This is a genomic window from Corynebacterium choanae, assembly GCF_003813965.1.
In the GTDB taxonomy this organism is placed as follows: domain Bacteria; phylum Actinomycetota; class Actinomycetes; order Mycobacteriales; family Mycobacteriaceae; genus Corynebacterium; species Corynebacterium choanae.
In genome coordinates, this window is the sequence record NZ_CP033896.1 from 1,908,776 (window position 1) to 1,931,696 (window position 22,921).

Annotated in this window: 15 protein-coding genes; 5 read left to right on the forward strand and 10 right to left on the reverse strand. The window is 57.1% G+C overall.

What is annotated here, in order from left to right; genetic code table 11:
- Positions 1-93: 93 nt before the first annotated feature.
- On the reverse strand, positions 94-1,614 hold the full coding sequence (locus CCHOA_RS06880; RefSeq protein WP_123928652.1) for an MFS transporter: 1,521 nt from the start codon (positions 1,612-1,614) through the stop codon (positions 94-96).
- Positions 1,615-1,845: 231 nt separating this feature from the next.
- Complete coding sequence (gene ilvA / locus CCHOA_RS06885; protein WP_164472415.1) at positions 1,846-3,135, reverse strand: threonine ammonia-lyase IlvA; 1,290 nt, start codon at positions 3,133-3,135, stop codon at positions 1,846-1,848.
- A gap of 406 nt (positions 3,136-3,541) precedes the next feature.
- Between ilvA and CCHOA_RS06890 the strand changes: the two genes are divergently transcribed.
- Entirely contained in the window at positions 3,542-4,078 is a 537-nt protein-coding gene (locus CCHOA_RS06890) for a hypothetical protein (RefSeq protein ID WP_123928658.1), read from the forward strand.
- Between the two features lie 438 nt (positions 4,079-4,516).
- The gene (locus CCHOA_RS06895; RefSeq protein WP_123928661.1) at positions 4,517-5,956 is read left to right on the forward strand and encodes a GuaB1 family IMP dehydrogenase-related protein; all 1,440 of its coding nucleotides are present in this window, start codon (positions 4,517-4,519) and stop codon (positions 5,954-5,956) included.
- Between the two features lie 327 nt (positions 5,957-6,283).
- Here CCHOA_RS06895 and dnaE read toward each other — a convergent pair whose 3' ends face one another.
- The gene (gene dnaE / locus CCHOA_RS06900) at positions 6,284-9,835 is read right to left on the reverse strand and encodes a DNA polymerase III subunit alpha (RefSeq protein WP_123928664.1); all 3,552 of its coding nucleotides are present in this window, start codon (positions 9,833-9,835) and stop codon (positions 6,284-6,286) included.
- Positions 9,836-10,066: 231 nt separating this feature from the next.
- Between dnaE and rarD the strand changes: the two genes are divergently transcribed.
- Positions 10,067-10,990 (forward strand): EamA family transporter RarD, encoded by a 924-nt coding sequence (rarD, locus tag CCHOA_RS06905; RefSeq protein ID WP_123928667.1) that lies wholly within the window; start codon positions 10,067-10,069, stop codon positions 10,988-10,990.
- Between the two features lie 316 nt (positions 10,991-11,306).
- Here rarD and CCHOA_RS06910 read toward each other — a convergent pair whose 3' ends face one another.
- The 3 genes from CCHOA_RS06910 to lspA all read right to left on the reverse strand — a co-directional run bounded on the left by CCHOA_RS06910 (position 11,307) and on the right by lspA (position 14,099).
- Positions 11,307-12,194 (reverse strand): hypothetical protein, encoded by an 888-nt coding sequence (locus tag CCHOA_RS06910; protein ID WP_123928670.1) that lies wholly within the window; start codon positions 12,192-12,194, stop codon positions 11,307-11,309.
- Between the two features lie 428 nt (positions 12,195-12,622).
- The gene (locus tag CCHOA_RS06915) at positions 12,623-13,504 is read right to left on the reverse strand and encodes an RluA family pseudouridine synthase (protein WP_123930977.1); all 882 of its coding nucleotides are present in this window, start codon (positions 13,502-13,504) and stop codon (positions 12,623-12,625) included.
- Between the two features lie 40 nt (positions 13,505-13,544).
- The gene (lspA, locus tag CCHOA_RS06920) at positions 13,545-14,099 is read right to left on the reverse strand and encodes a signal peptidase II (protein WP_377739883.1); all 555 of its coding nucleotides are present in this window, start codon (positions 14,097-14,099) and stop codon (positions 13,545-13,547) included.
- Positions 14,100-14,164: 65 nt separating this feature from the next.
- Between lspA and CCHOA_RS06925 the strand changes: the two genes are divergently transcribed.
- Positions 14,165-15,307, forward strand: coding sequence for a hypothetical protein (locus tag CCHOA_RS06925; RefSeq protein WP_123928674.1), 1,143 nt, complete (start codon positions 14,165-14,167; stop codon positions 15,305-15,307).
- A gap of 207 nt (positions 15,308-15,514) precedes the next feature.
- Here the strand turns inward: CCHOA_RS06925 and CCHOA_RS06930 are convergent, their stop codons facing one another.
- On the reverse strand, positions 15,515-16,156 hold the full coding sequence (locus tag CCHOA_RS06930; RefSeq protein WP_123930982.1) for a WKL family lipoprotein: 642 nt from the start codon (positions 16,154-16,156) through the stop codon (positions 15,515-15,517).
- Positions 16,157-16,783: 627 nt separating this feature from the next.
- Between CCHOA_RS06930 and CCHOA_RS06935 the strand changes: the two genes are divergently transcribed.
- Positions 16,784-17,761 carry an asparaginase gene (locus CCHOA_RS06935; protein ID WP_123928677.1) on the forward strand — a complete coding sequence of 326 codons (978 nt, stop codon included), beginning with the start codon at positions 16,784-16,786 and terminating at the stop codon, positions 17,759-17,761.
- Between the two features lie 136 nt (positions 17,762-17,897).
- Here the strand turns inward: CCHOA_RS06935 and CCHOA_RS06940 are convergent, their stop codons facing one another.
- From CCHOA_RS06940 to CCHOA_RS06950, 3 genes are all read right to left on the reverse strand, one after another.
- Positions 17,898-19,271 carry a hypothetical protein gene (locus CCHOA_RS06940; RefSeq protein ID WP_123928680.1) on the reverse strand — a complete coding sequence of 458 codons (1,374 nt, stop codon included), beginning with the start codon at positions 19,269-19,271 and terminating at the stop codon, positions 17,898-17,900.
- Positions 19,272-19,809: 538 nt separating this feature from the next.
- Positions 19,810-21,372: a DNA polymerase IV gene (locus tag CCHOA_RS06945; RefSeq protein ID WP_123928684.1), complete on the reverse strand. Its 1,563-nt coding sequence runs from the start codon at positions 21,370-21,372 to the stop codon at positions 19,810-19,812.
- 241 nt (positions 21,373-21,613) lie between these two features.
- The gene (locus CCHOA_RS06950; RefSeq protein ID WP_123928686.1) at positions 21,614-22,903 is read right to left on the reverse strand and encodes an ABC transporter permease; all 1,290 of its coding nucleotides are present in this window, start codon (positions 22,901-22,903) and stop codon (positions 21,614-21,616) included.
- Positions 22,904-22,921: the final 18 nt, after the last annotated feature.

Genomic DNA, 22,921 nt, shown 5'->3' on the forward strand with positions numbered 1-22,921 from the left:
CCAACACGTGCGGCCACCGCAGCCACACCCTTGACAGCGAAAAGCCCCACACAGCACATCACAGGCGCACCGAACTCGGTGCCGATACGTGGCTCAGCTTGTCGATGATGACTGTGGCAACGCTGCCCGTGGTGTTTGGGCAAGCGCGCGGGCACTCCACCAACAGCACACCGCCACAGCGGCCGCAGCCACGACACAAGCCGCAGCCACACCATCAGTGAACGCCGTATCCACCATGGCGCGCAAAGCAGGATCATCACTGGTTGCTTCATGTGCGGCAGCAAGCGTCGACAATGCTCGCTGCGACAACTCAGTCACCGCTGCCCGCTGATGAAACACCATCATCACCACTGCCCCAAGCGTGGCTGTGCCCACTGCCGCACCCAGCTCATATCCCGTCTCCGAGAGGGAAGCAGCCTGGCCAGCTTTATTCGGTGGCGCCACCGACACAATGAAATAATTCGTTACCGGATCAATCATCCCCGCGCCGCAGGCAATCACCACCATCGCCCCGGCCACCGCACCAGGCCGCAGCCCGAATGGAATCCACGCCTGCACACCAACCCCCAGCAGCACACATCCCACCAACAGCACCAGCAGACCAAGGGTAATCAGCCGACGCGGGCTCACCCTTCCCATCACCCGGCCGGTAGCAATAGTGACCACCAACGCAACCACTGTGCTCGGCGCCAAATATAACGCCGACTGGATGAGCCCCAGCCCTAACACCAGCTGCAAATATTGGGCGATAAAAAACAGCACCCCAACAGCGACAAACATGCCCACAAAATTCACCGCAACAATGGCTACCACTGCAGGCTGCGTCAACAATCCCACATCCAGCAGCGGGAAGCGGGCATGCAACAGCCGGTGCCGCAACAGCCATCCGGCGACCACCGCAACACCAAAAGCCACCACAACCGACCAAGCAAACCCTTCCAGCAGCCCAATCTTCACGCCGTAGACCAGTGCAAACAATGCCACCATTGAAGCGATTGCGCCAGGAAGGTCAAACCGGTGAGTGCGATCAATACTTCCTTCCGGTACCCACAACCACACCCCGAGCACCATGAGCACACACAACGGCGCATTGATGAAAAACACCGAACCCCAATGAAAATGCTCCAACAGCACCCCACCAACCAGCGGTCCTGCCGCCGCCCCGACAGCATAAATCGCAATCCAAATCGACACCGCCTGGGCACGCTCCCGCTCAATCGGGAATAACACCGAAATCAACGCCAGCGTCGAAGGCATCAACGTTGCCCCCGCTGCCCCCTGCAACGCCCGAAACACCACCAGCCAATCCGCCGACGGTGCAAAACCTGCCGCAACAGACGTAGTAGCAAACGCCACCGTCCCCAAGAGCAGCAGACGTTTTGGCCCCACCCGGTCAGCCAACGTGCCGCAAGTAATAAGCAAACTTGCAACACAAAATGCGTAAATATCAACAATCCACAACAGTTGCTGAGCTGACGGCTGCAGGTCAGTGGTAATCGCAGGAATCGCAAAGTTCAAAACGGTGGCATCCACCGCCAAAACAGCCACCCCGATGGAGAGTGCAGCTAACCCAAACCATCGATATTGCTCACTAATCTGCCGTCTTGCCACCATCGAATCCCTGCGATCCCTCAAGCTCACTCACTAACACCGGCCAAGCCCAACAGCGGCCATTTCATCGCAAAGCCACCAAGACCTTAAGGTCACCACCGCTGCGGCCGGGCCACCACCACAACGCTGCAGCGGGGCTCAGCGTTCCCTAACGTCGCCAGCAATGGTGCACCGAGCAACATCAATAGTGCACCACGCCACGCTGATCCCCGCACAACAGGCTGCCGCAGCAGGCTAGGTGAGGAATTTATACTCTGGGGTGCCCGGCTGCAGCTGTTGGCAGCGAATCGGGGACGCCTCCATACGAGCCAGCAAATCCGGCAAATCAGCAGCCTTCCCAAGCTGCAAACCCACCAATGCGGTGCCAGTTTCCCGGTTATTGCGTTTGAGATATTCAAACAGCGTGATGTCGTCGTTTGGCCCTAGGATTTCCTCCAGGAATACCCGCAGCTGGCCAGGTTCTTGCGGGAAGTTCACCAAGAAATAGTGCTTTAAGCCGCGATGCACCAAAGATCGTTCCATGATCTCGGAATAACGCAACACATCGTTGTTTCCCCCAGAGATCACACACACCACGGTAGTGCCCGGTTTTGGTTTCGCCTCTAGCAAGCCGGTCACCGACAGGGCACCGGCAGGTTCAGCAATAATCCCCTCGTTTTGATACAGCTCCAGCATCTCAGTGCACACTGCACCTTCAGACACATGCATCATGTGAATACGACCACGGTTGGCATCAACAATCTGATACGGCACATCCCCGATTCGGGCTACTGCTGCACCGTCGACAAAAGGATCAACTTTTTCTAAGGTCACCGGCGCATCTTCCGCCAGTGCTGCAGTCATCGATGCCGCACCCGAAGGTTCCACCCCGTAGACAGCACAACGCGGCGCCATATCCGCCAGATACGACACAATGCCGCTAATCAACCCGCCGCCGCCAACTGGCACATAGATGGCGTCAGCATGCTTTCCGATACTGGTCAGTTGTGCCAAAATTTCAGCAGCCACCGTCCCTTGGCCGATAACAGTTTCCAACGCATCAAACGGCTCAACCAGGGTAGCCCCAGTTTCAGCAGCGTCTTGTCGCGCTGCCTGTGCGGCGGCATCAAAATTGTCACCAGTTACGATCACCTCAACAAACTGGCCACCATGCACCCGGATGCGGTCACGTTTTTGTTTCGGGGTTTGGTTGGGCACATAGATGCGACCGGTGATCCCTAACGTACGGCAAACATAGGCCACTCCTTGGGCATGATTACCAGCAGAAGCAGCAACAATACCGGCCGCCCGCTGCTCTTCGGTGAGCTGGACAACATTGTTGTAGGCTCCCCGAATCTTATACGAGCGGACGTCTTGCAAATCTTCCCGCTTGAGATACACCTCGCAACCGGTTGCTTCAGAAAGCCGGGCACAATATTGCAAGGGTGTTGGAGCAATCACATTCGACATCCGGGCTTGCGCATCTTGAATATCTGATGCGTGAACAAGGGGTGCGTGTGCTGCAGAGGAAGTCGAATCGGTCATGGGCATTGATCTTAAAACAGGACGCGGACAAATACCCACCCATTACACCTCCCAACTCATAGCGCAAGATACCCAACCTTCAGCGCCGCATCGAACATTTGCCCCTACCCGGCGGCGAAACCGGCATGCTACCCAGCGTGCACCGGGTAGCCGAGTTGGCCGTTTTAAGCATCATCCACCCGCGTACCCCAAAAAGACCAGAGCCCTGCCACAGCCTGCTGGGGGCAGCCATCGGTGATCACAGCAATTTGCATATGTCATTCAAGAACAGCGCGGTTGACGCCAGATTAGTCGTTACTCTGCGGTGGCTAGTTGCCATCTATGCTCCCCTCGCCGTATAACAATAGTCATAGTTTCGTTACTGTTTCGTAACCATTGTGTGCGGTACACAGAAAGAAGACATCCCATGAATGCACGACTTACTCGCATCTGCGTCAGCCTGACACTGGCATTGGCCACCGCTACTGCCCTGGTGCAGCCAACCGTAGCCACAGCAGAACCAGCCCCAGCAATGCATGCGGCAACCACCGAAACTGTTTCACCAGAAACAGACGGACAACCAGCCGACGAATCTGCGGCAGCAAACGAAACCCCTGTTGAAGCCAGCGAAACCCCTGCAGCTGCAAACGAAACCCCTGAACCTGCTGAGCAGCCAGCGCCACCAGCTACACCAGGTGACAAACAACCGGTAGTCCCGCAGCCTGCACAACCAGCAGCAACCACCCCATCCACCACTGTGGCAACCCCAACACTGGGAAGCATTGCTGATTCCGGATTCGCAAATCTCACGAAAACCCTGTCCACTGGTGCAGCACTCACCGCCGGCGGCACCCTCACCACAGCCATTGTCTTGGTCGCGATTATCGCCGCCCTCGTTCATACTGTTCCGGGGCTTCCGCAACAGCTCGGGGCAATGTTTGGACCGGCCTTCGAAGGGAAATAACTCCCTTACTCGACCCACCTTTTCGACCACGATCCAACACCACCAGGGGTTGATGCGTAATCCTCAGCGTTCGGCGCACTCCACCCCACCGGCACCGGAATAAAACCTGTAGGTCGATGCTCACCGCAGCCGCGGTGGCAACCCACCCATGCACCCCTGTAAGCCACACTCCGGTGCCGTTATGTGTGCCCAAATACGCTGTCGTTCACTCCCCTTTTCCTTAGGGCACACAGTACCTTTGTCGCAGCATTGTTCGCCCTTTGCAATGTTGCCGCCATCCCGGATTCAGCTGCGCGGGAGTACGGCACCGCACCAACTCCTTCTTTCACAACTGCACTGCTTTGGACTTGGTGCCCGCGATCGCCGCTAGTCTGCACGAGAGTAATCAGCCCCAACACAGTTCGCTGATTCTGTCAGATAGGCCTTAAGCTGGGAGCTATGCGTTTCCTCAACGACAAACGTCCAGCTTACGAACTCACCTACGACGACGTGTTTATGGTTCCCTCCCATTCGGCGGTCGGATCCCGCATGAACGTTGATCTTCGTACCAATGACGGCACCGGAACTACCATCCCATTGGTTGTGGCAAACATGACTGCGGTTGCTGGCCGGCGGATGGCTGAAACCACCGCCCGCCGCGGTGGCATCACCATTATCCCGCAAGACGTTCCGGTCGACATTGTGGCTTCAACCATTGCGAAGGTGAAGTCCAGCGACCTGGTCTTCGACACCCCAATCACGGTGAAACCACACCACACCGCAGGCTATGCGCGGCATCTTATTCCAAAGCGAAGCCATGGTGCGGCAGTCGTCGTCGACGGCAATATGCCAGTTGGTGTGGTCACGGAAAAAGACCTGCAGGGTGTCGACAACTTCACCCAGGTAGCCCACCTGATGTCTACGGATCTTGTCGTCGTGGATCACAGCATCGACCCCAAGGCTGCATTTGATTTCCTCGTCGCCCATTCCCGCAAATTTGCACCAGTAGTGGCCGAAAACGGGGAACTCACCGGCATTATCACCCGCAAAGGTGCACTACGGGCTAGCATGTACACCCCGGCAGTCGATGCGCAGGGACGCCTGCGGGTTGGGGCAGCGATCGGCATCAACGGTGATCCTGTTTCTCGGGCGACCACACTCATCGAAGCAGGTGCAGACGTACTGGTCGTGGATACCGCGCACGGCCACCAGCAACAGATGATGGAAGTGCTCGAACTCATTGCTGCACAAGACTTCGCGGTACCACTTGTTGCTGGCAATACGGTGACTGCTGCCGGCACGAAAGATCTGCTCAACGCCGGAGCCACCATTGTCAAAGTCGGGGTTGGACCTGGTGCAATGTGCACCACCCGGATGCAGACCGGTGTTGGGCGACCACAGTTCTCTGCGGTGTTGGAGTGTGTCGAAGCCGCCCACGAACTCGGCGGGCATGTGTGGGCTGACGGCGGCGTCCGCCATCCACGCGATGTGGCCCTTGCCCTTGCTGCCGGCGCGTCAAATGTGATGATTGGTTCATGGTTTGCCGGCACCCTCGAGTCCCCAGGTGACTTGTACACCGACTCCGATAATCGGCTCTACAAAGAATCCTTCGGTATGGCCAGCCGCCGTGCTGTGCATCATCGCAATCAGCAAACTGAAGGCTATGAACGTGCCCGTCGCGCCATGTTTGAGGAAGGTATCTCGACCTCACGGATGTTCATCGACCCGCAACGTCCCGGTGTCGAAGATCAACTCGACCGCATTGTTTCAGGGGTGCGTTCCTCCCTCACCTATGCGGGCGCGGATTCGCTTGCATCCTTTGCGGATCGGGCAATTGTTGGGGTGCAAAGTGCTGCCGGGTTCGCGGAAGGTCGTCCAGTTCCCACAAGCTGGAACTAGCAGTTTGCCTACCGATCCCCACACCAACCAATCACACACTGAGTAGGCAATTGCTGCACGGTACTTGCCGCGCAGCAACAACCAAGCCTAGACCTCTGCGCACATGAGGCCGGAACAACTGCTGACAGCTTGTTCCGGCCAACGTTTATCCCGGGCAGGTAAACCCGGCAACATCGAGGTCTGCAAATCGCTGCTGCCAAAACCAACGAGCACTCTGACACATAGCCACACAAAGTAGACCCAGTAGTGGCAGCCGCAGCGCACTATCCCTGATCAAATCGACCAACGAATCATGCACGTATCGGTCGCCAATTCAGCAAGTGATAGTTAACCCAAAATCCCAGGGCCAAGCGAGGCCTTCAAATCGCCCATCAGCGACGAAGACCGATCCACCCGATATTCCTGTGGCAGCAGCAGCGTCGTCTGGCGATCGTTACATTCAATACGCACATACACATCCGACTCGCCAGGGTTTTGATGCAACACATCCTTCAACTTTTCCAACCGCTGTGGCGAACACTGATGGGACTGTAACACCAGCCGCAACGGGGCGCCTGTACCTGATCCGGTACCCAAATCAGCGAGCTTCAATTCGGAACAAAACACCGACATCCGGTCGTCGCGAATATTAATCCGAGCCTGCGCAATGACAATATTATCCTCTGCCACCAGAGACTGATACGCAGCGAACGCTCTTGCGAACAGCAACAACTCAACCGAGGCACCATTGTGATCTTCAATGGTGACAATCGCCCATGTTGCCCCGTCTTTCTTCGAGATTCGCCGATCAACTTTGGTGATAATCCCCCCGATGACGACATCTTGCCGATCCCGAACCTCCCCGGAAAGAATCTCAGTCAGCGAAGTATTCACCTGTGCCATCAGCGACTGCTCAAATCCATCCAACGGGTGGCTTGAGACATAGAGACCCAGCATTTCCTTTTCAAAGCTGAGTTTCGCTTTTCGATCCCACTCCCCTTCCGGAACCTTCACCGAAAACGCCGCATCGGAAGATACTTCACCAAAACCAGCAAACAGATCGCCCTGCCCCTGTTCGGCGGCTTTCTTCGTGCTCAAAATCGAGTCAATGGCATCTTCAAACACCAGATGCAACCCTTGCCGGGAACAATCCAGCGAATCGAACGCACCAGCTTTAATCAGCGACTCGGTGACCCGCTTATTGCAGGCGGTGAGCTCGATTTTGTCCAGATAATCACTGAAACTGGTAAACGCGCCTTTTTCGGTACGTGTTTTCACAATTGAAGCCACCACATCGGCGCCCACATTGCGAATAGCACCAAGGCCGAAACGGATATCTTCCCCAACCGATTGGAAGGTCAGCGCAGAGTCGTTTACATCAGGGCTAAGCACCCGCACACCAAGATGGCGACAATCAGACAGATAGATTGCTGACTTGTCTTTATTATCGGACACACTCGTCAACAGTGCAGCCATGTATTCACTGGTGTAGTTCGCTTTAAGATACGCCGTCCAGAAACTCACCAAACCGTAGCCTGCCGCATGCGATTTGTTAAACGCGTAGGATGCGAACGGTTCAATCGTGCCCCACAGTGCTTTGATTGCTGCATCAGAGAACCCATTGGACTGCATACCGGCAGAGAAGTTTTTAAATTCCGCCGCCAACACTTCCGGCTTCTTTTTACCCATCGCTTTGCGGAAACCATCAGCTTGACCGGCGGTGTAATTTGCCACCTTCTGCGAGATACGCATGATCTGCTCTTGGTAGACGATAAGACCATGGGTTTCTTCGAGAATCTCCCGGAGAGGTTCCTCAAGTTCCGGATGGATCGGCGTAATATCTTGCCGTCCATTTTTCCGGTCGGCATAAGCCCAGTGCGCCCCCATGCCCATCGGACCTGGACGGTACAGCGCAAGAGCGGCGACAATATCATCGAAGCGGGTTGGCTCCATACGTTTCAGCAGTTCACGCATACCACCCGAGTCGAGCTGGAACACCCCTAGCGTGTCCCCGCGGGACAGCAACTCGTAGGTAGGTTCATCAACTACGGAAAGGTTTTCCAAATCCAGATCGATGCCACGGTTGGTTTTAATGTTTTCCAAACAGTCGCCGATCACCGTGAGGTTACGCAACCCCAGGAAGTCCATTTTCAGCAAACCAATTTGCTCACAAGCCGGATAGGGCCAGCCGGTGATCAACGCCCCATCGGCGGGACGTTTCCACATAGGGATATGGTCAAGCAGCGGCACCGAAGCCATAATCACCGCACACGCGTGGACGCCTGCCTGTCGAATCACCCCTTCCATGCCAAGCGCCGTCTCATAGATTGTGGCGACTTGCTGATCATTTTCGATCATTGCGCGGACTTCAGCCGCCTCGGCATAGCGTTCGTGTTGCGGATCCTGAATGCCTTTCAGCGGAATGTCTTTCGCCATAATCGCCGGCGGCAACGCTTTGGTGATGTCGTCGGCTTTCCGATAGCCCTCTTGCCCATAGTGGACTCGGGCAGCATCTTTGATGGCTTGTTTGGTTTTCACCGTGCCAAAGGTGATCACCTGCGCGACTTTATCCACACCCCAGTTTTCGGCGGCGTAGCGCACCATCTCACCGCGACGACGATCGTCGAAGTCAATATCAATATCTGGTGCTGAGGGACGCTCCGGGTTGAGGAAGCGCTCAAACAGCAGCCCATGTTCGATGGGGTCAATATTGGTGATGGTCAACGCGTAGGCAACCAGGGAACCTGCCGCCGAACCACGCCCCGGCCCGACCCGGATCCCCACTGAGCGGGCATGTTTAATCAGTTCTGCGACGATAAGGAAGTACGACGGATAGCCTTTGATGTCGATCACTTCGATCTCATAGGCGGCACGATCGGTATATTCCTGCGGCACCTCCGCGCCGGGGAACCGTTCCCGTAGTCCTTCTTCCACCTGATGCTTCAACCACGAGGTGGGGGTGTGTCCGTCAGGAACGTTGGCAATCGGCATCCGGTCATGGGTGTGTGGCTCCCAGATTTCCGCATAGGATTCCACCCGCTCTGCAATGGCCAGCGTGTTGTCGCAGGCACCAGGTACCAGATCATCCCATTGGGCACGCATTTGCTCCGCGGATTTCACATAGTAGCCCGAACCGTCAAACTTGAACCGGTTGGTGTCCTGCAATGTTGCTCCGGTTTGCACACACAGCAGCGCCTCGTGCGGGCCGGCTTGGGACTCCAGCACATAGTGGCAGTCATTGGTGACCAGCGGCGGCAGGTTGAGCTTTTTGCCGATTTCTAGCAGTTCGTCACGGACACGACGTTCGATGTCGATGCCGTGATCCATCAACTCGAGGAAGAAGTTTTCTTTGCCGTATATGTCTTGCCATTTGGCGGCTGCAGCGAGGGCTTCATCGAACTGTCCGAGGCGGAGCCGTGTTTGCACATCCCCCGAAGGGCAACCGGTGGTGGCGATAATACCGGTGGAATGTTCAGCAATGAGTTCCGCGTCCATGCGCGGCCATTTACCCAGCTGTCCTTCGTAGGATGCCATGGAGGAGAGATAGAACAGATTTTTCAAGCCAGTGGCGTTCTCGGCCACCATCGTTTGGTGCAAATAGGCGCCCGAACCGGAGACGTCGTCGCTTTTCTGGCTCATGTCGCCCCACCGGATACGGTCCTTGTTGAACCGCGATTCGGGCGCCATATACGCTTCAATGCCAATGATGGGTTTGACCCCAGCTTTAGTCATTGCATGATAAAACGCGTCGGCGCCGAACATATTGCCATGGTCTGTCATGCCAACGGCCGGCATCTTTTGCCGGACAACTTCTTCGGCAAGCAAGTCCACCTTCGCCATTCCGTCGAGCATGGAATATTCGGTGTGATTGTGAAGGTGAACAAATGATCCGGCGCTCATGCAACCATCCTAACGGGTGCGTCAAACAGCCACCGAACCTCCCGTCGGCCGGCCTGTTCAGCAGTATGATGAGTAATGCTGCTGCTGGATTCGCGAACAATGCTGCCGACAGCCCAAGGCTGTGTTGGACGCGGTTGCCGCAGCAAAAATCAGGACGGTGTGCAGGAATGCAGCATGCTGTGGCAGTGGTGGAAGATGCCGGCGGGTCTCCTTCTGCAGTAGAGTCGCAGTGTGATTTATGGACTAGCGGCCTATTTGTTGTGGGGAGCCTTCCCAGCCTATTTTCCGCTGTTGAAACCAGCCTCACCCCTCGAGATTATGGCGCACCGTATTGTGTGGACTTGTGTGGTCATGGCGGTGGTGGTGGTTGCCACGAAACAAGCCCCTGCACTGCGACGGATGTCGCTTCGCACGTGGGGTTGGGTCTCGGCAGCAGGCGTGTTGATCGCCGCCAACTGGGTGATTTATGTGTTGGCGGTCAATACCGGTCATGTGGCTGAAGCAGCACTTGGCTATTTCATGAATCCGCTCGTTGCGGTAATGCTAGGGATGGTGGTTCTTCACGAGCGGCTGCGTCCCGCCCAGCAGCTGTCGGTGGGAATCGCTACAGTTGCGGTGTTGATTATGGCGATTGTTGGCGGTAATCCACCGTGGATCGGTTTAGGGCTGGCGTTTTCTTTTGCCTTATATGGGTTGTTAAAAAAGCAGGTGAAACTGCCAGCAACTGTAGGATTGTTTGCTGAAACGCTGGTGCTTACCCCGGTGGCGCTGCTGTATATTGTGCATTTGGAACGTTCCGGTGCCGGCACCTTAGTTGATCATGGGCAGGCTCATTTTTGGTTATTGCTCTCAACTGGCATTGTGACCGCTGTTCCCCTACTGCTATTTGGTCTTGGCGCGCAGCGGATTCCGCTGTCCACTATTGGGATGATGCAGTATATGACACCGTCGATGCAGATGCTGTGGGCGGTGTTTGTCATGGGTGAACAGTTGACGTTTATCCGCTGGTGCGGGTTCATTATTATCTGGATTTCGATCGCGATCTATTTGGCGGATCTCACCCGGGCGCATCGCCTGCGACAGCGGCAACTGCGTTTACAGGAAAAGGTGCCGTCTTCCCGGCGTTTCGAAGCGAATCCGACTGTGGAAGATTAAAAGCTGTATTTCCGATTACCGGTGTTCACCGGTTCCACCGGGACAGGCAACATGATCGGCTTTTTGGGGGTCTCAACCGGGGATTTGCTGCAAAGGTTTATTTGGGCTGGTGCACCGATTTTTTCAAGGTTTCGGTGCAATCAGCTCCGTAGGCAACCAGCAGGTGTGTTCTGTTGCTAGTGTCCGGGCCGGAGAGTGCTTAGTGTTTTTGCTGCTGCCCGGTGTGTCGCAGGTGCACTAAGGGCAACAGTTATCCCAAATAAGTGGTGGGAACCAGTTGCTCGCCGTGGCAGCGGTCGCAGACGCGAAAAGGTGGCTACTCTGCCGGCGGGAAGTCTTTGCCGGCCACTACTGGCATGACCCCGAAGCGACCCCACACTGCATCGTCAGGCAGTGCTTCGACCGCAAGGACGTCAGGGAATTGGGTTGCCAACTGCTGTATTTGGGTGGCGTCTGCTTGCACCACCAGTGCCCTGATTTGTAATGCGGGATCACTGATCGGTAGTGCTCTGCTGCGAGCATAGGTGCTTATCGCCCGGTCGAACACTACTGCCCGATTTTCTGGTGCTACAGGTTCCGGCAGGGGGATCGGTGCTGCCCCATCGAGTACCAGCGCATTGACTCGGGGCACCGCAGTGGTGGACACCACCATCGATGCAAGCGCGGTTGGTACCGGATCCCGGAAGGTGACATAGGCAAAGCAGATACTCGCACAAGGGTGTTCCGCACGTTGGGATGCTGTTCGTGCCAGATATGCGGTCATGGTTTCGCCAGAGTCGCGGCCAACTACATCCCCGTTGAGTGCCATCGGTTTGGCGGTGGTGTCATCAAAGGATGCCAAATAGATAAGCCCAACCAAGATGAGGGTGGAGATTCCGGCGACGAGCAGACGGATCCGATCGACTGCAGCAATGGCTGCATCTGAGTCGGGGTCAGTTGAGCGGGGTGCGCTTATATGCCCACCTGGTGGGATGTCTTGCTGTGGGGATGATTGCGGGGTTTTTAAGGCAGGGGGTGTTGCTCGTGCGGCTGCTGTTGGCCGTGCCAGTGGAACGCCCCTTCTGCTGGTTGCTGGGGTTGATCGGGGTTGGCTCGCGGTTTCACGATGTGCCGCCGAATTTTCACGAGGTGTGTTTTGCTGACGACGGTGCCCGGTTTGGGTTTGTGCTGCTAAATCCACCGGGTTTTCGCTTCGCGAAGCCATGGATGCATCGTTTCGCTGCCGACGTTCTTGCCGCAGCTGTGCTGCAGCGTCTGACAAGCTGCTCACCACTTGTGTTGCTTTCCCGGAGGTCTCTGCGGCGGCAAGTGCTGCAAAAAGTCGTCGGGTTACCGGCCCTGGTCGTGTCCCGGATGAAGATGGGGATTGTTCGCGGTGTTCAGCGGCAGCATCCGGTGTCTGCCCACCTCCTGCAGACGACGAATCGGAGCTTCTGCCAGTCGCACGGCTGTTGGTCCGGCTAGGGGGAGTTGTTGCAGGATTCCGGGGCTGATCACCGGCTGTTTGCTTGGTTTCGGATTGGCCGGTGGTTCGCCGTGGCAGCGGTGTGAGCTGTACTGGTCGATTGGATTGCAAGGGGGACTGTGACCGTCCGGCAGGTCCTGGCCGTCCCCGTCGCCGGCTGCTGCTACTCACTTCTCGCCCCGTAACACATCTAACGCATGCTGCAGATCAGCAGGATATGGGCTGGTGATGGTCATCTCCCGGCCATCAGCTGGATGATGGAACGTCAGACTCGTGGCATGCAGCCACTGCCGGTTCAACCCCAGGCGCTTATTGAGCTGCGGATCGGAACCGTACATGGGATCACCGCAGCAGGGATGATGTAATGCGGAAAAATGCACCCGAATCTGGTGGGTACGACCGGTTTCTAGATGGATTTCTACCAAGGTGGCTTCTTGGAAGGCTTCCATGGTCGTGTAGTGGGTGACGGCGTGTTTACCATCTTCAACCACTGCAAACCGCCAGCCCGCCCCCGGATGACGACCGATTGGCGCTTCGATGGTTCCAACGGTGGGGTCAGGATGACCTTGCACAAGGGCATGATAGGTTTTCTCAACGGTGCGATATTTAAAAGCCCGCTTCAAGACTGTGTATGCCCGTTCCGAGGCGGCTAACACCATCACCCCGGAGGTGCCAACGTCGAGGCGTTGCACAATGCCTTTGCGTTCGGGTGGTCCAGAAGTAGAAATTCGGTATCCGGCAGCGGCAAGTCCTTGGGTTACCGTTGGGCCATCCCAGCCGACAGTTGGATGGGCTGCCACTCCGACAGGTTTATTGACGGCGATAATGTCTTCGTCGGCATACAGCACGTCCATGCCGGCGACTTCCATCGGCTCAGGTTCGGCCCGTTCAACCGGAAACAATGTGGCGGTCAACAGCCGGTCGGCCACGAGCCGATCAGATTTACCTACTACCACCCCGTCGATAGACACGTCACCTGCTGTTGCCAGATCAGCTGCCTGGGTGCGGGAAATTCCAAACAGTTTCGCCAATCCGGCATCAACACGCATCCCGTCGAGCCCGTCTGGAATTGGTAAGCAGCGAACAGGTCTATCCACGGCGCACCCCCTGATCCTGCGCGGTGTTTGCTGCCGCAGCAGCGGTGGTGTCCGGCTTATGGTCTTCGAAGGTTTCCGGGTGGCGAATCATAGCAATGATCAACAATGCTACCCCGACGGTGATAAACGAGTCGGCGATATTGAACACTGCAAACGACCCCACCGAGATGAAGTCGACTACATGGCCGACGAAAAACCCGGGGGCGCGAAACAGCCGGTCGCAAAGATTACCGGCTGCACCGCCGGCAATCATCGCCAAATACACGGCCGCAGAGGTGACGGTTATTCGGCGGGAGACGAACCCTAAAATTCCCACCACGAACACCAACTGGATGGTGGTGAAAATCCAGGTCATTGAAGAACCGATAGAGAATGCCGCACCGGAATTAAACAGCAGCCGCAGGCGGAACCAGTCCCCGATGAGGGGGTGGGTCTGCCCCGGTTGCAGCAGGTGGAGCATCGCAGCCTTACTGCACTGGTCGACCAGGACAATACCTATTGCGATGCCGAGCATAAGCGGCACATGATTGCGGTGGGATGCTTTCACGCCCCCTATTGTGGCGGTTACCCCGCACTCGGGGCAATTTAGCGTCCACACGGTAGATTACTGGCATGGACGATCAACAACATCGCACCCCTGGTGCTGCCCTCTTTCCCCGTCGCCTTGGCGTACTGCTTGCCACGCTCGTATGCACAACGCTGCCAATCGCTGCCTGCAGCAGCACCGATGAGCAGCAAGCATCCCCTGCAAATGGGCTTTCGGCAACCGGTGACGCGGCTGCGGGCACAGCAGATTCCACCGCAGCGGGGAGTAACACCGGCACGATTGAAGTCGCCGCACCAAAGCTGACAGTGCTCAACGACGGTGAGGGGCAACGCTATCTGCTTCGGTTCGACGTTCCCACCACAGCGACCCCAACTTCAGCCGATGCCCCAATTCGCCGGGGCGCCAGTGTGATATTCGGTTTCACCCAGGAAGTCACCGGGGAACAACCAGATCCGGCACCCGTCGCCCCAGCTGACACTGTTACCGCTTCCCTGCTGCTGCTTGGCAGCCACCGGGACCAAACAGACAGTGTTCACACGCCAACTGTGGGAAACGGCACGGGGGTACCGCGCGGCGAAATCCACACCTCGTATGAGGTCGCTCAGCCCACCATCAGCGATAATCCGCTCAACGAATCGATGGTAACCGGTGACGGGTTTATTATCGACGCCTGGCAGAAACCTAACGGGGCTGTCACCCACTTGTCGTTTACCGCCCCAGCAGGCGCCGACGACACCGCCCGTGCACTGATTGAGGATCAAGCCTATTCCCTCTTTGGGATCCAACCAGTATTTCCCGAGCAACCGGTTGGTGTCGGTGCACAGTGGAAGGTTGCTAGCCCCAAACTTGGTGATGCAAGCCAGCTACAAACAGTTACCTACACGGTCGAAGCAATCAACCCGACAGGGCCTGGTGGGGCACCAGTTGTTGACTTAACTGTCACCATCGATGCCCATCCAGCGTTAAAAGAGATCGCATTGCGCGAAGTCGAACCAGGTGTGGCAGGCACGTTACATGTGCTTTCAGCGACCACCACCGCATCCGGCACTGCCCGGGTGGATCTTGCGGAACCGTTGCCAACCACGTGGTATTCCGACACGCTCACCCGGGTGATTTATGGACCAAATCCTGATGTGGAAACCAGTGGGCAGCAACAAGTAGTACAAGATACGCACACCATCGTCTCGATGGAACAGCCGAAACCCTAACCGGCGCCACGCGGAAAACCCCATTGTTGCCTGCCGGAACTCAGGTGGTCTCTAGCTTTGCCGCTGTACCCCACAAGCAGACAGCACAAATGAGCACTGCAGGAAGAGAAAAGTAAACAGGCCAAGGAGCGTTTTTGCATCGCTCATTGGCCTGTTTGTTTACGCCGGCGGAAAGCGCAGCATCAGCTGCCGGCACATGGGGGTTTCCTATTCGGCAGGTGCTGGCTCCTCGGCTGGGGCATCTGCTGGTGGTGGGGTGAGATCTTGGGTGTCTACTGCAGGTGCTTGCGGATCATTCGAGCACAATGCAGGAATCTGCGACTGGTCAAGTCCGGCATTCACAATCAAGGTGCATGCCCACACTTGAGCAAGCTTCCAATGCCCATCCTCATAGACGAACTCCACGTCGGAGGCGATTTGCGGATCTCGATCGGGCAGGGTTGCTTTCACCACCGTCAACACGCTGGTTGGGCCATACCCGGGCAATACCGGTGGAACTACGAGAAATTCTGCCCCGGATTCGGCTTTCGACTGTGCCATGATGTCAAATAGTTCAGGGGCGGTTTCGCCCCCTTGCACCGTGAGTACCCGCTGCTCAATGGGTGCGGAGGGGTCTGTGGCAAGCTGCAGTACCGCATTCAGCTCTTCCGGGGTGGGGATAGCCACATCAGCGGTGGAAGGGGCGGCATTCGAACTGCTTGTGGCGGCACTTGCCGCGGTGGATGCAGTGACACTGCTGGCCGTCGTGGTGTCATCGTCACTGGAACAGCCAGCTAACACTAAAGCTCCGGCGGCCACACAGCCGGCGATCACACGTTGGTAAGTACTCGCAAACACGGGTTCGATCATCTCTCCTAAATATTGGTGTGTGTTGGGCTTGCAGCGCACAGCACCATGCGTCACAATCTTCGCCTGCTGCACGGCCGCGAAGCTGTGCTGGCATCGCGTCCAAGCCCAGTGCCCCGGGCCGGTCACTAGTGTCACCGGCAGCAGATCCGCTGAGCTGAAATGCTCATCGGGTTTTCCTGACATGGCTGCGGACTACACGAAGTAGAACATGCAAAACAAGCAGCCTGCTGCACGCTGGCACTGGTTGCCCGTACAACTGGTTGACACCGGACAGATCCCGCCCATAGGCGGCGGCATCTGCTCGCTGCTTCCACCATGGCAAGCTCATCATCCAGGACTTGCTGCTGGGCAAAACTGAGACCTGTAGAGACCTTGCAGCCTCGCCCAACCGTTGGCGTCATCGTTGCATCCACGACAAATAATCCGGGGGCAATGAGTGACCGATACAGCACACACCTGTTTGTTATCTTCGCGTGATCATACACGGCTGCCGCTCAACCCGACGACACACACGCCCCTCTTCCCCCATTACCGTTCACCTGCAACAGGTTGGCACCGATCGCTGTCACTATTTCTTCACACAGATCGTTGCACACAGGCGGGCAGAATATGGCAAGGTTAAACACTATGACTGCCTCTTCTCCTGCGGCGGAAACTGCCGCTGCCCAATCGCAAGACGACACCCAAGCCGCCCATATTGTGGTGATTACCACAGGTGGGACTATTGCGTGCACCGCCGATGAGCAAGGGCATCTTGTCCCAACGGTAAGCGGCGAGGAACTCATTGCCCCAGTGGCAGCCCGCTGCCCACAGGTGCAGTTCACGATTCGGGATATTCATCGTCTCGATTCGTCGTCGATGACATTCGCCGATGTTGACGGGATCGTCGCCGCAGTGCATGAAGCGCTGGCGGATGAAACCGTCACCGGGGTGATTGTCACCCACGGCACCGACTCCATGGAGGAAACTGCCTGTGCCCTGGATGTGTTTCATGCTGATCCCCGTCCGGTTGTAGTCACCGGCGCCCAGCATCCCCATAATCATCCTGACAGTGACGGGTTGTTTAACTTGCTTGATGCGGTCAATATTGTGGCTGCACCAACTGCCCAAGGCATTGGGGTGCTCATTGTTTTTGGGCGGGCAGTGCTCCCGGCGCGCGGTGCGGTGAAGTGGCACACCACCGATGAGCTTGCGTTTGCCACGAATGGCCCAGAGGAACCGGTGCGGCCGGATCCGCTGCCGGTGAAACCGTTGGCGGATATTCGAGTTGAGGTGATTGCGGCCTATCCGGGCTGTGATGGGACGTTGGTTGATGCGGCTATTGCCGCGGGTGCCCAAGGGTTAGTGGTGTGTGGTTTGGGCAGTGGCAATGTTGCTCAGGCGCTCGGTAACCGGCTGGCTGAAGTGTTGAAGGATGGGATTCCAGTGGTGTTGACTACTCGGGTTCCGCGGGGTGAGGTCACCGCCCTGTATGGCGGTGGAGGTGGTGGTGCAACATTGCATCAATTGGGGGCGATTGGTTCGAGTTATTTGCGGGCCGGTCAAGCGCGGGTGTTGCTTGCAGCCGCAATCGCTACCGGTGTGCATCCGCAAACCTTGTTCTGATTCATCTGTTGGGCAACGTGTGTGGTAGCTGCGTGCAGCGCTGCTGCGGCCGGCTTCCCCCGGGCTGGGGCCGGGTCACCACCATAGGCTCCCACCGGCCTTGCTGGGGTGTACTGGTGGGTTTTTCGGTGGATGTCTATGGTGTGTTGTTGCCGCGGCCGGATTGTAAGGATTGCAGTCCTGTTTCGACGCGTCGCACCAAATCTTCGTCGAGGATGTCCCGGTCTTTTAACGCGTGGCGGAGCACGGTCGCGGTCTGTTCGGCAGCGGTGGCATGGCGGGCGGAGGCGAGCATCGTCAAACCAAGGTGTGCATTGACGCGGGCGGAAAGTAGCGCTAGCCGTTGTTGTTCTTGTGCCCGGTCGTCGATACGTGCTTCCGTTGCTGCAGCACTGGTCTGCTGGTTTGGAGGTTCGTCAGCAGTGTGCGCGTGAGAGATTTCTTGCAGCACAATATCGTCGCGCAGGGTGGAGAGTTCTGCGACGTGTTCTCGTCTGATGGCGGTGGCGATGGTGATTTCCCACAAGGATCGCTGGAGCCGGGCGGCGAGGACTTGATGGGATCCTGCACCGAAGCAGTGCGCTGCAGTGTGCAGCATCGAGTCGAGCAGATCGAGGACGCGACCGGCTTGGCGGGGGCGGGCGGCAATAATCATCCCCACACTGTTGGCGACATACCACTCCCAGGCGGTGGCCGCATCGTGCACCACAATCGCGGAATGAAATGCGCCAGTGCCGCTAGCGGGTGCGATCGCTTGTTGCCAGCGTTTTATTACCCGTCGGGCTTGCGCGCAGGTGACATCGGTTGGCTCCCCGCAGCCGGAAAGTTCCCACTGGGCGGGATCGTCGCTGTCTTCCTCCCGGGCGGAATCGTATCCAGTGGCAAAGAGGGTGATTGCTGCTTCGGCGGCAACGATGGCATCCTCAAAGAGTTGAAACTTCAGCCGTAACCGCACAATATCGGCAAAGAGCGCCACCATCACCCGGGGCGGTGGAGTGGCATCCACTTCGGCGATGACATGTTCAATCTCGGCGAGGGCAAACGCAGGACCGTGCACATCTTCTAAGGCGTGCACATGGCCGCGGGATTCGTGGAGGCGGGCGGCAAGCCCGAACCGTTCCGGATAGCGGGCGATCAGTTGCACGATTTGCTGCTGGGTAAACAGTTGTGCCTGATGGTCACCACAGATTTCAAAGGTGTCCGCGAGCCGGTGCAGGGTTTCGACATAATCCCACGAGTCAGGGATGGTGGCCTTGGCGCGGTGCACCGCCCACACGGCCACGGCAACCGCCTCTAATTGCAGGGCGTCGCGGGTCTGCTGCGGTTCATGCAGCGATAATTCAGCTATCGCAATACTGAGCTGGCCGGCAATGTGGTACAGGGTTGGTTGGGTTTCGTCGAGATGTGCTTTAGCATCGGCGAAAATTTCCCGTAATGCAGCGACTTTGGCGGCTGCTTGGGTGCTGTCGTCAGGGTGTGCGGACTCATGAACATTCCCTGGGGAAGTCATCGACTCTCCACCTCCTCAAGGGGAAGTTCGCGGGACAATTTGTACACCGCGAAGGGCAAGCGTTTTCCAGCTCCGCCGGTATCTCTGGCGGGCAACCGGATGATGCGTCACCGATGTGACGCGTCTGGGTGGTCGCTGCAACGGTGCGGTCGCTGCGGTGTGACCACACTGCTATCCCTATCAACCTGTGCATCACTGCGGCCACTGTGATCGCTGTCTGTGAATGCAGCGATCCTTGTAGCGGCTGCTTGCCAGCGCAGTGAAGCCCGGGAATGCTCCCCACTGTATCAGTAATCATCATCCCATTGCTAGAGCAACAAAATATGCCCTCAACTGCGGAAATCCGCGGCACAAAAACAGTGCAATCCTGGCTGTTTTCAACCCCAGCTAGCCCCGGTACCATCTCCGCCACCGACCCCTTATCATGCGTAGCTCTTGCCAATTTCGTCCGTAAATACACACAACTTGGGTGGTGCTCTCCAGCCACGGCACCCCACACGGCGAACTATCTCCCCACCCAGGGGCGCAACAGCACCGGTTACCTTTGAGCGTGTGTACCGGTATCTTGTTGTGCCGATGCATCACCTAGCGGCACGAGCACTGTATCGGCACCTGGCTCAGCCACAATGCCATGGGTGCGCCGCAACTCGGCACGTTCCTGCAGACGTTGTTTCCTGGCATCCGCCGCCGCCTGCTCGGCACAGGCAGCAATCATTGATTCATCCCAATCGAGACAATCAAACGGATCACCTTCAACCAGCAACGGATCATCTTCTTCAAACGACCGCACCCGACCAGGGCCGGTGGTCCGCGACTCGAAACGAACCGTCACCACCCCATGCCCAATGCCCTGCACCCAGCCGGAACCATAGCGCAAATGAAACACATCCGCAGTTGGCTGAAACCGCAGCCCAGGTTGCACTGCCCGCCGCATTTCACCTTCCGCCGGGAGACTTCCCGGCAACGACTCTTGCACACTGCTGCCCCGCACCCCAGCCTCGTAAGTCTCCACCTGCGACTCAGCAGACCGCAGCTGATCCAACTCGGGGAAAAACACATCCTGCACCGCCGCATCTAACCCGGAAAAACTCACCCCCACCAACCGGATCGGACCGGTCTCTGCGATCGGGCGGGTGGCCGCATGCGCCAGGTTGCGCAATGTTTGCCGATCATCGGTGGCATACGTCAGCGACTGGGAACGACTCGACTGTGAAAAATCGGCACGTTTCTGTTTCACCGTAACCGTTTTCGCGCCGCGACCATCAGCAACCAGTCTGCGATAGGCACCTGCAAACGCCCGATCAACAGCCTCCCGCACACCCGGATCAGTAATAATATCCGTCGGATAGGTGTGCTCTTGGGATACTTGCTTCGCCATCGCCCGCGGCACCACCGGACGATTATCGACACCATTGGCAAACTCCCACAATTGGCGCCCCACTGAAGAACCCACAAGAGTTGCCGCCATCGACTGGCGGAGCCCGGCAAACTGACCAATGGTTGCAACTCCGTGCGCCGCAAGTTTCTGTGCAGCAACAGGACCTACCCCCCACAGTGCAGTAACCGGCAGCGGCCACACCTTAGTGGCCAAATCCTGTTGGGCAATCACTGCAGTACCGGCAGGTTTCGCCAACCCGGAGGCAATTTTTGCCAACTGTTTCCCCGGACCTATCCCCACCGATGCCGGCAAACCCACTTCGGTGGCGATACAGTCTCGAAGCTCATCACCAAACGCTGCCGCCGCAGCAACAGTCGCTTGTTGCAAAGCCGGCGGCTCAATAAACGCCTCATCCACGCTTAACTGTTCAATCACCCCATAACGCTCAGCTAACAGCTGAAAAATACGGTGCGACAACACCGAATACACCGGTTTACGGGGAGCCACCGTCACCGCCCGCAGCCCACAACACGCCCGCGCCTGCACCATCGGCTGTGCAGAATGCGCCCCTAAAGCACGCGCCTCATAAGAACACCCAGCCACCACCCCACGACCGTGCACCCCACCGACAAGCACTGGCCTGCCCTGCAAGGTTGGACGGGTGAGCTGTTCACACGATGCGAAAAACGCATCCATATCTATGTGCACCACCCAGCGACTCATGATGATGTAAACCTAACACATTGCCCACAATGCCCTCTCGGCAACCGGCCAATTCGTCCACCAACACTCAAGTCGAAGCAGCACCCACCCCACCGCATGCAATCCCCCACCACACACCCGGCCAACCAGTCACCTCGGCCACATCTGCATGCCGCTCACAAAACAACACCACAACCTGCGATTACAGACCGAATAAACAATCGCAGGTTGTGGCATATCTCAACAGTGGCAGGGACTGCCCCTACTCGTATCGCAACGCATCCAATGGATTCAGCTTTGCCGCCTTATTTGCCGGGTGATAGCCGAAGAACAACCCAATAAACAAACTAAACAGCAACGAAATCAGCACACCCCAGATCGGTGGCCCGACCAACTGACCCATCAGTTTCGCCCCGATCATGCCGATCGCGGTACCAAACAGCACCCCAATAATGCCGCCAACTAAACAAATAATCATCGACTCGATAACAAACTGCAGCCGAATATCCCGGCGCCTGGCACCGAGGGCTTTCCGGATACCGATCTCCCGGGTACGTTCCGTCACCGTCACCAACATAATGTTCATCACCCCGATACCGCCGACGAGCAGCGAAATACCAGCAATCGCCGACAACCCAGCAGAAATCGTATTCAAAACTTTGCGGAAGGTATCAAACTCTTTCCGGAAATCCGACACGGTCACCCGATAATCCGGATTACTGTCATAGCGGCTGTTGAAAAACTGTTCCAACCTCGGCCCCAGGGAAGACATGTCGACACCGGGGGCGGTACGAACCGATAATGACCGAAACGAAGTCGCATCAGGAACAATCGGATCAGCAGCCGTATATGGCACATAGAGTTGCGGCTGAGAAAAGTCCCCCAGTCCTTCGATCCAGCTCTGCTCACGGGGTGCCTCCACCCCAACGATCGTGTACGAGCTCACCGTGTTCGTGCCGGTAACCACCGCACTCACCGACGCACCAAGTGCCTCACGATCCTGGCCATGAAACAGTTCCTTCACCAGATCGCGATTGACGATCGCCACCCTGGCACCACTATCAAAATCAGCCAAATCAAAGGGCCGACCCGCCCCAACTTGCAGATCCTTCGCCGCAATATAGTCCTCCCCGATCGGAGTGAACATCGCATCGCTTTCCGGGCTGGAATCAAGTCCGGGTGTGATCGTCACCTGAACGCCCCACATCGAATAGGTAACCAGCGACACTTCCCCCGGGAACGCCGCCTTCAAGGCGCGAACATCGTCCGGGGTGAGCTGATCGCGCACCGGAACATCACCCATCATGCCAGGATATTGCGGCTCCTGCCGTTGCCCCTTGTCATCCTCCCGCTGCACCACCTGCACATTGGTGTCGTTGGCACCAGATGCCTCGATCGAGGAATACAGCTGTTTCTGCAGCGAAGCCCCCAATGTCAACACAATAATCACCGACGAGATACCAACAATCACCCCCAACAATGTGAGGACCGAGCGCATTTTATTGGCGCGCAAACTGGTCACCGCCAGTGAAATTGATTCGCCGAGATTCATCGTCGGTTACTCCTTATC

Coding starts and splice junctions, on each gene's coding strand:
- CCHOA_RS06935 (WP_123928677.1), top strand. CDS start 16,784: ATGACTGCCTCTTCTCCTGCGGCGGAAACTGCCGCTGCCCAATCGCAA.
- CCHOA_RS06950 (WP_123928686.1), bottom strand. CDS start 22,903: ATGAATCTCGGCGAATCAATTTCACTGGCGGTGACCAGTTTGCGCGCC.
- CCHOA_RS06910 (WP_123928670.1), bottom strand. CDS start 12,194: ATGGCTTCGCGAAGCGAAAACCCGGTGGATTTAGCAGCACAAACCCAA.
- ilvA (WP_164472415.1), bottom strand. CDS start 3,135: ATGACCGATTCGACTTCCTCTGCAGCACACGCACCCCTTGTTCACGCA.
- CCHOA_RS06930 (WP_123930982.1), bottom strand. CDS start 16,156: ATGATCGAACCCGTGTTTGCGAGTACTTACCAACGTGTGATCGCCGGC.
- CCHOA_RS06940 (WP_123928680.1), bottom strand. CDS start 19,271: ATGACTTCCCCAGGGAATGTTCATGAGTCCGCACACCCTGACGACAGC.
- CCHOA_RS06890 (WP_123928658.1), top strand. CDS start 3,542: ATGAATGCACGACTTACTCGCATCTGCGTCAGCCTGACACTGGCATTG.
- CCHOA_RS06915 (WP_123930977.1), bottom strand. CDS start 13,504: ATGCGTGTTGATGCCGGATTGGCGAAACTGTTTGGAATTTCCCGCACC.
- CCHOA_RS06925 (WP_123928674.1), top strand. CDS start 14,165: ATGGACGATCAACAACATCGCACCCCTGGTGCTGCCCTCTTTCCCCGT.
- CCHOA_RS06880 (WP_123928652.1), bottom strand. CDS start 1,614: ATGGTGGCAAGACGGCAGATTAGTGAGCAATATCGATGGTTTGGGTTA.
- CCHOA_RS06945 (WP_123928684.1), bottom strand. CDS start 21,372: ATGAGTCGCTGGGTGGTGCACATAGATATGGATGCGTTTTTCGCATCG.
- dnaE (WP_123928664.1), bottom strand. CDS start 9,835: ATGAGCGCCGGATCATTTGTTCACCTTCACAATCACACCGAATATTCC.
- CCHOA_RS06895 (WP_123928661.1), top strand. CDS start 4,517: ATGCGTTTCCTCAACGACAAACGTCCAGCTTACGAACTCACCTACGAC.